This window comes from Paenibacillus sp. AK002, from assembly GCF_053903045.1.
Genome location: NZ_CP096377.1, coordinates 6,887,700 through 6,902,477, shown reverse-complemented (window position 1 = coordinate 6,902,477; position 14,778 = coordinate 6,887,700). Strand labels below are relative to the sequence as shown.

Sequence of the window (14,778 nt, the reverse complement as noted above, 5' to 3'; positions counted from 1 at the left end):
ATTCATGGATTGGGGCCGTGCCAAAAATGTTCTGATTTACGCGTTTTTGCTGCTTAATCTGGTGCTGGGCTATCAGCTCTGGATGGATTACCGCGAACAGGTCGGCTCCAATCTGGATTTCACCTCGCTTTCCGAGAGTACCCAGCAGGTGATGGAGGAGAATGGGATTCAATTGCTGAGTCCGATCCCGACGGAAACGCCGCAGCTGCCCAAAATTAATTATATCTACAGCGCGGAAGCCCAGGGAGAGCCCGTAGGGCTGGAGCAGCCGGTGGATACGAAGCTGATTTATGCCGATGAGAAGGAATTGCGGAATGCGCTGGAAGGCAAGATTGCGGATCTCGGGAACTACCGCCATGACGAGCCGTCAGACAAGGAGAATGTCTTCATATTCCGGCCGTTGGTGCAGAAGGAATGGCCGCTGTTTAACGTGGAGTTGGAGTTTATCCATGAAGCTCAGAAGATCCATGCGTTTCGCGAACCCGTATTCGAGATTCTGCCAAGCAGCGATATGGAGGAACAGAAGGTTCTCCCTGCATCGAAGGCCTTGGAAACCCTTATCGAACGTAATTTCATCCCGCCTGATTCGGCGGTGCGCGATATTCAGCTTGGTTATTATGGGCAGTTGTTTAATACAGAGGATCAGTTGGCAGCACCGACCTGGCGGTTTACGCTGGATCATGGCGAGATGATCTATGTACAAGGCATCAGCGGGGACGTGCTGACGCCAAAAAGCGATACGACAAAGGAGTAACAAGACTATGGGGATTTCATTTTCCGTGCTGTCGAGCGGCTCGACGGGCAATGCGACCATTGTCCGCAATGAGGATACGACACTGCTGATTGATGCGGGCCTAAGTGCAAGACGCATCGATGAGCTGTTGAAGGAACGCGAAATGATGGGAGAAGAAATCGACGGAATCCTGGTCACGCATGAGCATTCGGATCATATCCGGGGGCTTGGCGCGGTGGCGCGCAAATACAATCTGCCGATCTATGCGAATGAGAAGACGTGGGAAGCGATGAGCAAGTCGCTGGGCAAGATTGCGGAAGAGAACCGGATTGTGCTGGAGAGTCATGAGGTCAAGGATTTTGGCACGCTGCGGGTGGAGCCGTTTGAAATATCCCATGACGCTGCGGCACCGGTCGGTTACTGCTTCTATGACGGCGACGAGAAGCTCGGCGTTGCCACGGACCTCGGTTATGTCAGCGACAAGGTGAAGAAAGCGCTGGATGGATCGGATGTGCTGGTGCTGGAAGCCAATCACGATATCGAGATGCTCCGGATGGGACGGTATCCGTGGAATACCAAGCGCCGAATTCTCGGCGATATGGGGCATTTGTCGAATAATTCGGCAGGCGATGCTTTAAGCGAATTGCTGACGGGCGATACCAAACGGACGTATCTGGCCCATCTCAGCCTGGATCATAACATGATGGACCTGGCAAGAATGACCGTACGCGATACGATGGAAGACCGCGGCTGCTTCTTCAAGGACAGCGAATTTAAATTGTGCGATACGTATTATGACCGTCCGACCCCTTGGGATAAAGTCGGGGAATAGTTTAGGCGGACCGTTTGCCTGACACGAATTTAGCATTCTTAACATGGATATTTTTATAAAAAACAGCCCCACGGTCATGATTGATTGATGACATGGGGCTGTTTTGCTGTTACGGGCGTAACACATGCTGAGTTACGGATCGTCTCTAACGCTTGCTGAGGCTTTCTTGCGCCATACGAACCATTTCCCGAACCATGGAACCGCCGATGGCACCGCCGACTTTACCTGCCTGTTCGGTGGTCAGGTCTCGATTGTCGCCGGGTTTCAACGGCAAGCCGAGTGATTTGGCCACCTCATATTTGACGTCCTGCTGCCGCTGGGGGTCGACTTGATAGCCTTCGTTTCGCATCACGCTTGTCATGAACTGCTGCATTTCGGGACTCCGGTGCCGACGTGATCTTCTTGCCATCCTTAACCCTCCTTGCAAATGATTTCCCCTTTATAACATTCCCTGCGGGCAACCTGCAGATGAATGGATAACCTAACCAGTGCCAGGAGACGGAGGAGCAGGTCCAAATCCTATGCCTTGCGCAGGCAATGTGCTTTTTTGATAGGCCAAACAGGGTAGGTGAGCCTTGTTTGCAGGCATACTGCAGAGGGGAAGGGGAAGTATTTTTGCAGCGGAGAGCTTAGGAAAGAATAAGTGACGGTGAATCCAAATAGGAATGATGTGTGGGTTGCCGGAGAGCTGTGGCAACGGCATTCCGAAATGAATATATTTGGCCTGAAGACCAACTCTGTTGCCATTTTCTTAACACATTTCTTCGGTATAGTCTTTAAAGGGGGAATGCACGAATCAAGGGCTGCCGCTGCCAGGATTGCGGGTATGAGGGAATAGGGGATCATGGAATATCCTCGAAAAATGGAACCTTTTGGCTGTCTGGCTCGTATACAAGGGTATTGTGTTCACCCGGACAATCGCTACGATCAAATGTAAAATCTCTCTTTACACAGACTCTTAAAATTGCCATCAATTTAGCATTTGTTTTTACCAAAGAAAGCTGACGTGAACCTGTGTTCGTGTGGTACAATAGGAGCACCGGAAGGTCCGAGGGCTGTGGTTAAGCACCAGCAACGAACTAGAGCACGGGGTGCTTATATACGCCAAATGCAGACGACCCAGGTATTCCCATCTTTTTTAGAAAAAAACGGATGTTTCGCGCTTAAAACGCCCTGTTTGTGGTAATAGAAGGATACAGGGTCTTTTTTGAACGGTCGGGTGTCAATACATACCTTTTCTGGAACTAGATTTCTGGCTGTGGGTTCAAATATTGGATAAGGAGCGATATTTCACTAAAAGTTTAAAGAGAGAGCTCAAAAATGCAACTTTTTGAGCCGCAGAAGAGTCATACAATAGAGAGATATTTAACAGGTGGCACGCTGCCGATTCATAGAGAGATAGATACATGCGGTGCAAGGCGGTTGTTATGACGACAAGATGGTTTTAGTAGGTCAGTCGGTAATGGCGGTAGGTCTGAAGCTGGTAAAGTATCTTGACGCGTAGCAACCAAGGGGAGAGAGGGATCGCAATGGGATTGTTTGACGATGATTTCTATTCAACTAAAATTTCCAGACGGAGCAAAAATACCAGCGAGGACCGATCTGAGCGAACGAAGTGGCGGTCCACCCGCCGCAGGAAGGGTTTATCCACATTCCAGATTTCCGCGATCAGTTCCGTGTGCAGCGCCTTGATTGCGGTGATGTTGTTCAGCTTCATTACAGGTCATCCTGCGACGTCGTCACCGATTACCATGATCAATGGCAGTCATCAGCTGTCCACGTCGGATGGGGATCCTTATGAACGAATTATTAGCGCTGCCCAGAAGGTGCGTCCTGCGGTTGTCAGCGTATTGACGCATAAAGAGACTCCGCTGCCTGAAGAGGAAGGGGTAGAGGGTGAGGGGCTGGAAGAGGAATCCGGCACCCTGCCTGAGGAAGAGGGCGACTTCGAGCTTCCGGAAGGGTTCGACTTCGGCGATGATTTTGATTTCGGCGAAGATTTCGGCGGCTCGCAAGAGGATGCCCTTGGATCTGGCGTCATCTTCAAGAAACTCGAGGGCAAAGCCTTCGTGATAACGAATAACCATGTGGTGGAAGGCGCCGATTCCCTGGAGGTTGTGCTGGTAGGCGGCGAGAAGAAAAAAGCGACCTTGGTCGGCACGGACAACGTCAGCGATATTGCCGTTCTGTCGATTGACAGCAAAGGCATCGGCGAGGTTGCCGAGTTTGGGGACTCCTCCAAGCTTCGTCTCGGCGAAACGGTCATCGCCATCGGCAACCCGCTGGGTTTGGGCGATACGCTGACCTCCGGGATTGTCAGCTATACCAACCGCATCATTCCGGTATCCCTGAACCAGGACGGCATTTACGACTGGGAGCAGGAGGTCATCCAGACCGACGCAGCCATTAACGAGGGCAACAGCGGAGGCGCTTTGGTGGACCTGAACGGTAAAGTCATCGGCATCAACACGATGAAGATTGCCGACACCGGCGTCGAAGGACTCGGGTTCGCGATTCCGGTCAACGAAATTACGGAGGTTGTGACCGAGCTGATGCTGAAGGGGCATATTGCCCGCCCTTATCTCGGCGTATACACCGTCGACTTGAGTAATCCGTATGCTCCGCTGAGCAAAAAGGAGAAGGAAGATCTCAAGCTGCCGAAGACGGTAACCGAAGGCGTGGTCGTGCTGGATGCGCTTGGACCTGCGCTGGATGCCGGTCTGCAGCTGAACGACGTGATCGTGAAGCTGGATGGCAAACCGATTACAACGACGCTCGAGCTCCGCAAGCACCTGTACTACAACACGAAGGTGGGCGGAGACCTGAACGTGACCTTCTATCGTGACGGCAAGCTGCAGTCGCTGAAGGTCAAGCTGGAAGAGAAGCCTGGAGAATAACGCAGGCTGCCCTTGGCGGACAATCCGCGAGTGTACCATTTTTCCGCAAAGATGTGCTTGTTCGTTGTTTTTTAGAAACAAATAGCGGGTATATATTATCGTTGGCATGGAATAGTATCCATATATAGAGAGATTGAAAAAGGTTAGATACGAGCCGTTGAAACGGCCGCGAAAGAAGAGCGTGAAACACGCTCTTTTTTTGCTGCTCACCTGTAATTAAGTTGGGCGGAAGGCCTTGGGATGTGAAATCCATGGATGGATCGGAAGCTTTTGTGGGTTGAAATACAGCGGGGATGGGCAATTGGGTTAAAAACATTTCTTTTTCTCGTAGAGTGTGGTAGAACAGAAGAGTGGCTATACAGGTTTGAAGGAAAACACAACATGAGGCGAAAGATAGAAAGGATGCATAGAATGTACGTCGTATGCAAGGAACATGTGGAACTAGCGATCGAAAATTTCGTGGATGAATATGAGGATGCCCCGGATATTGTTGATCTGAAGGAGACCGAGTTTTCGGACTGGGACCCACCGGTGAAGTGCGCGGAGTGCGAGAAGCATGCTGAATTTTTAATTGTGTAATGTGAATTTTTTAATTCAATAAATAATGCGAATGGGAAAGCGTGATGAATTCACGCTTTTTTTGTTTAAGAGAATCATGAAAGGAATCGAAGAAACGCAGCTTCGGTGGACAGTCCTGCGTAGTGTATGATGAGTGTATAGATTGCACGGAGGCGCGAAAACCTATCGTGAATGGAGACGATCAGACATGGATGACTACGGAAAAGCTTGGGAAGAAGAGATCAAGCGGGCAGCCGATGAGGCCTACGAGAAGGAAATGGATGAAATCAACCGCCAGCTGAAGCAGGAAATCCTCATTGCGCTGATTGGCGACGTGAATACGGGCAAGTCTTCCACCATGAACCGGATCGTGGGCGAAGAGGTGGCCGGCGTCGGGGCCGAGCCCGGGGAAACGACGGTGATTCATCCGCACAAGTACAAGGACCATATATCCTTTATCGATACACCCGGACTGAATGATGTGAACACCGCCAATTCAGAGGTGACCTTGAATTACTATAAACAGGCGGATATCGTGCTGTTCTTTCTGAACGCTGCAGGCACCGTCTTCTCGGAGGCGGAGAAGAAGTCGTTTGAGAAAATTCAAAGCGTCAACTCGAACATTCTGATCGTGCTGAACAAAATCGACGCTGCGGATGAAATCGATCGCCTGGTGGCGCGTATCCGGAAGGAGACCGGAGGGCGCTATGAGGTTGTGCCGGTGTCCTCACGGACAGGCCAGAACATCGATCGGCTGCGGAGCAGCATTCTGGAGATACTTAAAAAAAAGTCTAAAGACATCCTCTTTGCCAAAAGCATCAAGGAAAAGTCGGCGACCGCCAACGGGTGGATCATCGGTGCCTCGATCTCGGCAGGAGCGGTAGGCGCATCCCCCATTCCGGGATCGGATATCATTCCGATTACCGGCATTCAAGTGAGTCTGCTTACCCGGCTTGCGGTGCTGTACAATAAGCCGATCAGCAAGGAGACGGCGAAGGAGCTCGTCATTGCCACGATATTCGGGAATATCGGGAAGAGCATTTTCCGGCAGATCGTGAAGGTGTTCCCTGGCGCGGGATCGGTCGCCGGAGCGACGGTAGCGGGTGCTACAACCTTGGCGCTTGGATATGCAGTGAAGTACGCTTACGAGCACAACATCGAGATCAATACGGCGAATATTACAAAGCTTTATAAGAAATTCAGAGAGAAGGCCGAGACAGGATCGGAATCGGAATCCAAGTCCGAGTCGAAGTAAGCAAGTTAATGTCGAATGCATACCAATTTAAACGGATGGAATAGAAAAAGGGGCCTTCGGCCCCTGATCATAGCTGCGTCTCAGCAGCGATATTTATCATTGATTTACTTCATGGCAGCCGCATGATCGGCTTTGGCCTGCTCCAGCATCGATTTCCAATCCGGGAAATCGGTTTCTCTGGAAACATGACGGTCAAACAGTTCGTCCGGAATGTTATCGATATCTTCGTGCGTTTCCACTTGGAAGTTGCCTTTTACGACAAAATCCCCAAAGCTGGTATGGGAAGAATGCTTACGCATAAACGATTCATTGAACAGCTTTTCCAGAGAGATGTTATCTGGATCCTCCTGTACCGATTTTTGGCCTTGCAATTCCTTCAGCAGATCATCAAACGACATGGGCTTTTGCTTTCTCAGAGTACCACTCCTATAAATTAATATTTGTGTTCAGTATAACATAACCGGAATTCTCATATACATGGTTAGCATCCGGAAGGCTGGGTGCACCGTTATCTTCTTAACAGTGAAGACCAGGTTTGCTCCAGCCAGCTGTCGAATTCTTCCCCTTTGTCGCCCTCGTACGTATCGTAGATGTCGATTCTCATCTTCTTCAGTTTCTCTTTGAAGTCTTCATACGTGTGGTCACGGGGAAGGCTTTTTTTGATGCGCAGGAGCACCTTCGAAACGTCCTTCATCAGCTCACCTTTACGTCTATCGGGCATCTGCACGTCCTCGCCAAAGGCCCGGAGTTTATGATAGGCTGCCTCCCTCACTTGGTGAACCGCATCCGTATTCAGTCTATGCAGCAAAATATCGATGGATTTCTGATTTTTCCAATTTCCCAGCTCTTCAACGGCATTTAAGCGTTCTCTCCAATTGGCGTTTCGGTTGGCGGAGCTTTTCAGTTCCTCATAATTCGACGGCATGTCCGTCAAAACTTCTTGATTGTCCAATCCGTTCATCTCCTTCATAGTTGTGTCAGGGGTTCATAAAACCATATGTTCATTATGGGGTGCCCTTATGATTACCGGCGTCTTCTGTATTGTTTGCCTGCTTGGTCCCTTTACTGGTATAAGGTTTGGGTTTACTCTTGGCTCTTCTTGCGCTTGCATCCCATCGGCTCCAGCCTTTCTTGCCTGTGCCTCTGCCTGTTCCGCCCTTGCCCTTGGATTTACTCAACCCATCACTCCGTTACACTATATTCTTATCCCTATATGCTGATTCTTTACCAGCCCTGTTGAAATATACACTGTATTGGCCCATATGTATAGGATACCACGGAAATAAACCTAAGAATCGAAATAGATCGAGATGGAATCCAACATTCATATGGAGGAAAGGCGTATCCGTTGACTAATTTCTGCCAGCATGGTATCTTATTTTTGAACTGACCAGTCAGAATAAGAACGATGAACTAAATTTAGCTGTGAAAGGGCCGACCCTATTGTGAGCAAAGAAAAAATTATCCAAGCAGCCATTGAAGTATTCTCCGAGAACGGATACCACCGCGCAAGCATGGACGAGATTGCCGCCCGCGCCCAGGTTGCCAAGGGGACACTGTACTACAACTTCCCGGGCAAATCCCAGCTCTTCAAGACGGTGGTGAAGCAGGGCTTTGAGGATATCATGCAGCGGACGGAAGCGGATCTGAATTCCTCGCTGCCGATGAAGGAGAAGATTGAGCGGACGATTCGCCATCATCTGGATTTGTTTCTGGAATCCCGACATTTCTCGCATATCGTATTCAATGAGATTTCGAACGGTATCGAGCAGGATGTCCTGGATGAGTTAAAGGAGCTTAAGCGGAATTATTTAAGCTTTCTGGCCAGCATGATTGAGGAAGGACAGTGTGAGGAGAACCTGTGCCGTGCCGTGGATCCCAACCTGGCCGCTGCCAGCATCGTCGGTACGCTGGAGAGCACTTGCAATTACTACTTGAATCATCAAGATCGGTATTCGCGCCAGGATCTGGAACGGTTTGCATTCACGATGATTACCCAAGGCCTGTTTATATCGCTAGAATAAGCAAGGCCTTCTTTTTTTACATGTGTATAACTGACCAGTCAGTTCAAATTTGATGAGGAAAGCGAAGGTGTTAAGCATGGAATGGAATAAGAACGGTTTACTTCCGCTGGAATGGTTCCGCCAGATGCGGACGGAATCTCCGGTGGCGGCCATTGATGGTGGCGGAGCCTGGAACGTATTTAAATACGAGGATGTCAAAGCGGTCTTCACGAATTACGAAGTGTTCTCTTCCCAGGGCTCCTCATCCTCCGATGACCCTATTGAATCCAGTGTGCTGCGGCAGGATCCGCCCAAGCACCGCCAGCTGCGCAAGCTGGTATCCCATGCTTTTACGCCTCGCATGATCGAATCGCTTGCCCCCAAGATCCAGGAGATCACGACCTCCCTGTTGGACGAAGCGGAGAAGAAGGGGAAGATGGATATCGTGGCTGATCTCGCAAGTCCGTTACCGATCACGGTGATCGCGGAAATGCTCGGCGTATCGATGGAGTATCGGGAACGGTTCAAGGCCTGGTCGGATGCTCTGGTGGGCGACAATCCCGATGCCTATTACCAATGCCAGCGCGAGATGAGCGAATACTTCTCCGAGATCGCAGAGGACCGTCGCCGGCATCCGCAGGACGATCTGATCACGAAGCTGGTCGAGGCCCGCATCGACAATGAACACCTGACCGAACTGGAGATTATCGGGTTCTGCATTCTCCTTCTCGTAGCCGGCAACGAAACGACGACCAACCTGATCTCTTCGGCCGTGCTCGCCTTCGACAGTCTGCCTGAGGTCCGTGCAGAGGTGCTTGGAGATTCAGCGCTGCTTCCTGGGGCCATCGAGGAAGTCTTCCGCTATTTCTCGCCCGTTCAGCTGATGTTCCGTAGCGTGAAGCAGGACACGGTGCTGCGGGGGCAGGAGCTGAAGCAGGGACAGTTCGTTTATATCTGGATGGCCTCTGCGAACCATGACGAGGATGTGTTCGATCAGCCGGATGTATTCAACATCCATCGGAATCCGAACCCTCACTTGGGTCTAGGCAGCGGCATCCACTACTGCATGGGCTCTCAGTTAGCCCGCATGGAGTCCCGAATCGCCCTCCAGACCTTGCTGGACCGTTACCCCGAATACCGTCGGGACCGCTCCGTAGAGCTGGCACGGATGGACAGCACGATGATGTTTGCCCTGAAAGAGCTGCCGGTCATTTTAAAATAGATAGGAAGTGAAGAAGAGTCGCTCCCGTTGGAGAGGGCTCTTTTTTAATATGCGGCTTGAGTTTAGTGGAATCGAATGAGGGTGAGAGCTCTTTTAGGAGGTGGGATGCGTATGGTATGTCCTTTAATTGGCAGTGGCACCATGTTAGAATGAACGTCATAAAGTCGAGTTTAAGGAGCGAAACAGCGCCATGAATATACAGATTGTATGCGTAGGCAAGTTGAAGGAGAAGTACCTGGTTCAGGGCATTGCGGAGTACAGCAAGCGTCTTGCGCCGTATGTGCGCCTGACCGTGCACGAGGTGCCGGATGAGAAGGCGCCGGAGAACATGAGTGAAGCGGAGATGCGTCAAGTGCAGGAGAAGGAGGGCGCCGGCATTCTCGGCCATATCAAGCCCGACACCCATGTCATCGCCCTGGCGATCGGCGGCCAGCTGTGGTCCAGCGAGGACCTGGCGGCCCATATGGACAAGCTGGGCACGTACGGGACCAGCAGCGTGGCTTTTGTCATCGGCGGCTCTAACGGCCTCTCCGAGGACGTCCTGAAGCGTGCCCAGACGAAGCTCAGCTTCGGACGGATGACCCTGCCGCACCAGTTGATGCGTCTGGTGCTGGTGGAGCAGATTTACCGGGCGGTGAAGATTAACCGGGGGGAACCGTATCATAAATAGGCGAAAATAGGAGGGAGTGTGTACGCCCTCCGTCCTTGCTAGCACTGATTCTTATCAAGTATCTACTTCACCTTATGCCACAAAGGCTCAACTAAAACTACGGCATAATAAAGTCTGTGTGACAATTAAAGTGAGCGGATTGCCGTACAAGGGTTGCCGACAGCCAAAGTGTTCGGCGGAATATCCTTAGTAACAACACTGCCTGCACCGATTACACTATTCGCGCCGATCGTTACGCCTGGCAATATGATGGCTCCAGCACCGATCCAGACATTGTCGCCAATCTTGACAGGAGCTGTGTATTCTAGTCCCGCCAAACGTTGCTCCACATCCATCGCGTGATTCTCCGTTATGATGCAAACATTGGGGGCGATAAATACGTTGTCTCCAATCGTAATGAATCCGCTGTCCATAAGTTTGCAGTTGAGATTAATGAAGCAATTATTGCCCAGCGTGGTATTATACCCATAAGTACAAAAAAGCTGCTGCTGCACAACACAATTTTCGCCGACTTTACCGAGCAATTCGCGTATAGCGGCACGTCGTAAATCGCGCTCCAGTGGGTGCAGACTGTTATAGTCGTACAGTTTCTTCACAGTGACATCACGGTCCGCAACAAGCTCTGGGTCATTAGGTTGGTACAACAAGCCAGCATGTGATTTTTCTTTTTCAGTCATTTCAGACACCTCGTAAAATATTTGATTTTCTCTCGACAATTCTGTGCTTTCCCGGCAAAATGTGTCATTTCGTCATACTTAATACAATAGGTACAACTTCTAGACTGCAATCAAGAACTACATATTGTTATAGGTTAGGAACACAAAAAGACCTCTCTGTTTCATCAGTAGAGGGGTCAATGGCTTAAAAGTACTCCTCAACGTTCTCATCAAAAGTTAGCTCGATGAGCAAAAGAGTTCATTATTTAGCTTGCTGCTCCAGAGAAACCACGTCCATTAGCAAATCACCTATCCGCTACCCTGTGCCTATCGCTCAATTATAAGCTGAGTCTTCTATTATAAGCCGTTATGAAAGAGCGTTAAGAGGCTCCCACTTATTGGGTAGCCTTTTTGTATTTCCTTGCTAAGCTAGTGAATGGTTTTTAGTCCGTCCTGTTCATCGGCGGAGCCATATACTCGATGGAACCCCATGGCACTGTTTCCGATTGCAGAGACTTCGGGTTCATGGGAGCCAACCTTGCGTGTTTATATAACGATATTCCTCTGCACTAAGGTTTAGGAAGACTTTGTGGAAGGAGTGGATTTGCCGGCAGGCCAGGTGGAGAGCGCCTGCTCGGCAACAGCCTCTAGCATATTGCGGCTGAAGCCGGCCTTGGCTTGAACGGCCATACCGTGGAGCACAGCCATCACGAATGCAGCTAGCGCAGCACAGTTTGCGGTCTCCGGCAGATCTCCCTCCTGCTTTGCCCGCTCGAAACGATCACGCAGCGAAGCCTCTCCGTCCGCACGGGCATCGATCAGTGCACGTCGAATAGGTTCGGCATCGTCCGAGCCAGCCAAGTCACCGTGGACATATAGACACCCCTTGTGATCCGGGTAACGAGTTTGCAATTCGGCCGCACCGCGAAAGATGTGTGCGACCACCTCCCGCGAGGTCGGCAGCTCCAGCGCCGCCGGGAAGAAATCATGATAGTGCTCGTAATAGCGCTCAAGAACTCGGCGAAACAATGCCTCCTTGTTGCCAAACGCCGAGTAGAGCGCGGGGCGTTCAACACCCGTGGCCTGCGTCAGGTCAGTGTACGACGCGCCCTCGTAGCCTTTGCGCCAAAACACGCAAAGCGCTGCGTCCAATGCCTGATCCACATCGAATTCGCGGTTACGTCCCATCAGTCAGATCACCTCAACTTTTTTTATAACGATCGATATTAAAACGGTTCCTATCCAAAATTTCATTTACTCCACGTTATCATAACACACGTTACGGAATGTGCCAATCCACCGGGGATCTGCGTCAGCGCACGATCGGCCAAAATCTCGGCCGTCTGGATCTAGTGTCACATATCAGGCGCCATACCCGGCCCGCGCTGATGGCCTATCTCGTCAGAGCGCGGCGCATCGTCCTAACGTGACGCTGCTTGACGCCCCTGTAAAGGAACGAATGACAGTGTGCATCCAAATGTACAACACCATTTAACGTAATGTTCATTATGATATTGACAATGGAAATAAGAGGGTATAATATAATTTAACGTAATGGTCGTTATTTAATTGGATCACAGATCGAGGTTGTCCAGCGACGTGCATAGAGATTCTTTTTCATACAGAAAACGTTAAAGGGGGTTCTTTTTATGTAGAAACATTGATGGATTAAGCTAAGATTTATTTACAACATGGGGGTACCTCCAGCTAAATAATTTTAAACCCGCGCTGAGAAGTTTTAACCAAAATATCATTTAAATTCTCTTATAAGGAGTAGATTATATGTCGACAAATGAAGGAAGATTCAGTGGTAAGGTTGCTTTGATTACAGGGGCAAGTCGTGGGATGGGGGCTGAAATAGCCAAAAAATTAGCTGCCGGCGGAGCGGAATTTATAGGCGTTCATTACGCCAGTAATAGGGATGCTGCATTAGAAGTTGTTGAAGAGATTAAGGCGCTGGGCTCAAAGGCTGTGGCTCTGGAAGCAGAATTAACCACTGGTATTTCCGGTGTAAAAAAGCTTTGGGCCGCATTTGAAGATGCTGTTCGCTCGGAAATCGGATCTGTGCAATTGGACATCTTAATCAATAACGCAGGTATTGCACCGGCCATTCCTTTTGAAGAAACGTCAATTGAAACGTTTGAAGATGTCATTAATGTTAATCTTAAAGCTCCATACTTTATTACTCAAGCAGCTGGTCCGTTTATACGGAACGGTGGACGAATCATTAACATTTCTACTGGCTTTACTCGTGTTGCCGGTCCAATGCATTCCATTTATTCGGCTTCCAAGGGAGCCATTGAGACACTTACTTTGGCATTAGCTCCACTTTATGCAGCAAAAGGTATTACTGTTAACGCAGTAAGGCCGGGAACTACGGCTACTGACATGAACAAGGATTGGCTCGCTAACCCAGAAGCTCATGCTGAAGCAGCTTCAATGTCTGCATTCGGGAGAGTTGGCACCACTAAAGACGTTGCTGATGTAGTTGCGTTTGTAGCATCTGAGGAGGCGCGATGGATCACGGGGCAATTTATTGATGCTACCGGAGGAACTAGGCTGTAAGTATGTTTGCTTTATATCGTATGTGGTTTTGAACACATTCATTGAAGCGTCAAGGAACATTTCAATGTCCTTGACGCTTTTGGGTGGTATCTTACTATGAAAGCTGAATGGAGCCGATCAGTTCATTCAATTCGGACTGTAATTGCAGGTGAAGTTTCTCTACGATCGAAAAATCGGTGGCCGCAACATAGTAGGCCTTAATTTGAGAATCGATGGCTTCGGCTTCTGCCAGATGGGAGGTGGCCTCTTTCATTTTTGCCGAATAGCGTGCTTTGATACCGGCTATTTCGGCAGCGTGGGCTTCATCGGTTCCAGGAGCTATAGTCCGTGTATACATATCTAGGATCTCATCCCCGTCCCGATCGGGAAAGTATTCATGCGGAGCGGTACTGTCGAAGATCGCTGTTCGAAGCTCCGGGAATATCAACATATCCAAACTGTTCGGATCAAAGCCGCAATGAAACACTTGAACGTCGATTCCTTTCTGTTCGGCAGCGGAGGCAAGCTTTTTCAGCAGTGTCGATTTGCCGGATCCCGCCCTTCCTTTGATGAAAATCCGTCTTTCCAGCTGAGCGGTCAAGCTTTGAATAAAATCGAATGCCCCCCTCGGAGTCGCAGCTCCAAAAAATAAGTGACGCGGAGCGGTTGGCGTATCGCTTTCATGACCGGCGTATAATTCTTGAACCAACTCCTGCGCAATCTGGTCGGCCTTCGAGAAATCCATGTTATCGATATAAAATTTTTCCCACTCGTCATGAATCCGTAGTGCCGTTGCGAACGTTTCATACACATTTGAATAAGTGTCCTCAAGCTTGCCTCTAAGTTCTTCTATCGTGATGAAGTCTCCCGTTGAAATAAGGCTGTTATCGAATGCTTCCTCAAAATCGATAAAGACGACTTCCCCGGCCCGGCTATCCGAAATCCCCTTGCAGACCCGCCCGTCGACAATACCAACCTTCAATTCCGTACAAATGATGCCATTCAATTCGTCGGGACGGAGAGGGGAGTGGAAGCATTGCACATGCAAGCCTTGATCCAGCAAGCTATCCGCCAAGCTTTGAATGACCTTCGATTTCCCCGTGCCTTGGGGCCCCGTAAGGACAAAAATCTTGTTCAGCCCATCAAATGCGGAGTTATACAAGAAATGAGCCCCGCGTGCAGTGTTGCCGTGGGCAAAATAGTGAGATGATTTTACTTCCAACCTAAACACTCCTTTGTACCTTATTCCGATTCGCAAAGTGTACAGAATAAGCATGATTGGGATAAGTGCCTATTCATTTGTATATTCCGCGTTGTAACAAGTGGTGTTCGTCCTCTCCCATGATTTTCGCTATTTGTTGAAGGGATTATAGAAGTTAACAGATCAAGCCTCCGATAAATGGGGAGA

17 protein-coding genes are annotated in these 14,778 nt (G+C 49.7%); 9 read left to right on the top strand and 8 right to left on the bottom strand.

The genetic code is table 11. The annotated features are described in order from the left end of the window. Positions 1-4 precede the first annotated feature (4 nt). Entirely contained in the window at positions 5-754 is a 750-nt protein-coding gene (gene yycI, locus M1D70_RS31125) for a two-component system regulatory protein YycI (RefSeq protein WP_009591504.1), read from the top strand. 7 nt (positions 755-761) lie between these two features. Next, the gene (locus M1D70_RS31120; protein WP_009591509.1) at positions 762-1,565 is read left to right on the top strand and encodes an MBL fold metallo-hydrolase; all 804 of its coding nucleotides are present in this window, start codon (positions 762-764) and stop codon (positions 1,563-1,565) included. 145 nt (positions 1,566-1,710) lie between these two features. Here M1D70_RS31120 and M1D70_RS31115 read toward each other — a convergent pair whose 3' ends face one another. Continuing rightward, positions 1,711-1,974, bottom strand: a complete 264-nt coding sequence (locus tag M1D70_RS31115) for an alpha/beta-type small acid-soluble spore protein (protein WP_456288814.1) — start codon at positions 1,972-1,974, stop codon at positions 1,711-1,713. 1,143 nt (positions 1,975-3,117) lie between these two features. Continuing rightward, positions 3,118-3,282 (bottom strand): hypothetical protein, encoded by a 165-nt coding sequence (locus M1D70_RS31110; protein ID WP_456288813.1) that lies wholly within the window; start codon positions 3,280-3,282, stop codon positions 3,118-3,120. Positions 3,283-3,316: 34 nt separating this feature from the next. Between M1D70_RS31110 and M1D70_RS31105 the strand changes: the two genes are divergently transcribed. From M1D70_RS31105 to M1D70_RS31095, 3 genes are all read left to right on the top strand, one after another. Continuing rightward, entirely contained in the window at positions 3,317-4,462 is a 1,146-nt protein-coding gene (locus M1D70_RS31105; RefSeq protein ID WP_456288812.1) for a S1C family serine protease, read from the top strand. A 411-nt stretch (positions 4,463-4,873) separates the two neighbouring features. Then, the gene (locus tag M1D70_RS31100; RefSeq protein WP_007129186.1) at positions 4,874-5,041 is read left to right on the top strand and encodes a CxxH/CxxC protein; all 168 of its coding nucleotides are present in this window, start codon (positions 4,874-4,876) and stop codon (positions 5,039-5,041) included. Positions 5,042-5,228: 187 nt separating this feature from the next. Beyond that, positions 5,229-6,275, top strand: a complete 1,047-nt coding sequence (locus M1D70_RS31095) for a GTPase (RefSeq protein ID WP_456288811.1) — start codon at positions 5,229-5,231, stop codon at positions 6,273-6,275. Between the two features lie 104 nt (positions 6,276-6,379). Here the strand turns inward: M1D70_RS31095 and M1D70_RS31090 are convergent, their stop codons facing one another. From M1D70_RS31090 to M1D70_RS31080, 3 genes are all read right to left on the bottom strand, one after another. Beyond that, positions 6,380-6,673 carry a hypothetical protein gene (locus M1D70_RS31090; RefSeq protein ID WP_015738093.1) on the bottom strand — a complete coding sequence of 98 codons (294 nt, stop codon included), beginning with the start codon at positions 6,671-6,673 and terminating at the stop codon, positions 6,380-6,382. A 110-nt stretch (positions 6,674-6,783) separates the two neighbouring features. Next, positions 6,784-7,227: a HEAT repeat domain-containing protein gene (locus tag M1D70_RS31085; protein WP_083829918.1), complete on the bottom strand. Its 444-nt coding sequence runs from the start codon at positions 7,225-7,227 to the stop codon at positions 6,784-6,786. A gap of 52 nt (positions 7,228-7,279) precedes the next feature. Then, positions 7,280-7,453 (bottom strand): DUF3934 family protein, encoded by a 174-nt coding sequence (locus M1D70_RS31080; protein WP_009591458.1) that lies wholly within the window; start codon positions 7,451-7,453, stop codon positions 7,280-7,282. Positions 7,454-7,720: 267 nt separating this feature from the next. On the opposite strand from M1D70_RS31080, the gene M1D70_RS31075 reads away from it, so the two are divergent. The 3 genes from M1D70_RS31075 (at position 7,721) to rlmH (ending at position 10,170) form a co-directional block, all read left to right on the top strand. After that, on the top strand, positions 7,721-8,299 hold the full coding sequence (locus M1D70_RS31075; RefSeq protein WP_456288810.1) for a TetR/AcrR family transcriptional regulator: 579 nt from the start codon (positions 7,721-7,723) through the stop codon (positions 8,297-8,299). Positions 8,300-8,375: 76 nt separating this feature from the next. Then, the gene (locus M1D70_RS31070) at positions 8,376-9,500 is read left to right on the top strand and encodes a cytochrome P450 (RefSeq protein ID WP_254664028.1); all 1,125 of its coding nucleotides are present in this window, start codon (positions 8,376-8,378) and stop codon (positions 9,498-9,500) included. Between the two features lie 190 nt (positions 9,501-9,690). Continuing rightward, a complete protein-coding gene (gene rlmH / locus M1D70_RS31065) occupies positions 9,691-10,170 on the top strand; it encodes a 23S rRNA (pseudouridine(1915)-N(3))-methyltransferase RlmH (RefSeq protein WP_009591459.1) in 480 nt (159 codons plus the stop codon). Between the two features lie 125 nt (positions 10,171-10,295). On the opposite strand, the gene M1D70_RS31060 is transcribed toward rlmH, so the two are convergent. Both M1D70_RS31060 and M1D70_RS31055 read right to left on the bottom strand, forming a co-directional pair. Beyond that, positions 10,296-10,847 (bottom strand): sugar O-acetyltransferase, encoded by a 552-nt coding sequence (locus M1D70_RS31060; protein ID WP_456288809.1) that lies wholly within the window; start codon positions 10,845-10,847, stop codon positions 10,296-10,298. A gap of 555 nt (positions 10,848-11,402) precedes the next feature. Then, the gene (locus tag M1D70_RS31055) at positions 11,403-12,014 is read right to left on the bottom strand and encodes a TetR/AcrR family transcriptional regulator (protein ID WP_009591481.1); all 612 of its coding nucleotides are present in this window, start codon (positions 12,012-12,014) and stop codon (positions 11,403-11,405) included. 594 nt (positions 12,015-12,608) lie between these two features. Between M1D70_RS31055 and M1D70_RS31050 the strand changes: the two genes are divergently transcribed. Next, on the top strand, positions 12,609-13,391 hold the full coding sequence (locus M1D70_RS31050; protein WP_456288808.1) for an SDR family NAD(P)-dependent oxidoreductase: 783 nt from the start codon (positions 12,609-12,611) through the stop codon (positions 13,389-13,391). A 94-nt stretch (positions 13,392-13,485) separates the two neighbouring features. Here M1D70_RS31050 and M1D70_RS31045 read toward each other — a convergent pair whose 3' ends face one another. Further along, entirely contained in the window at positions 13,486-14,601 is a 1,116-nt protein-coding gene (locus tag M1D70_RS31045) for a PRK06851 family protein (RefSeq protein ID WP_456288807.1), read from the bottom strand. Between the last annotated feature and the right edge of the window lie 177 nt (positions 14,602-14,778).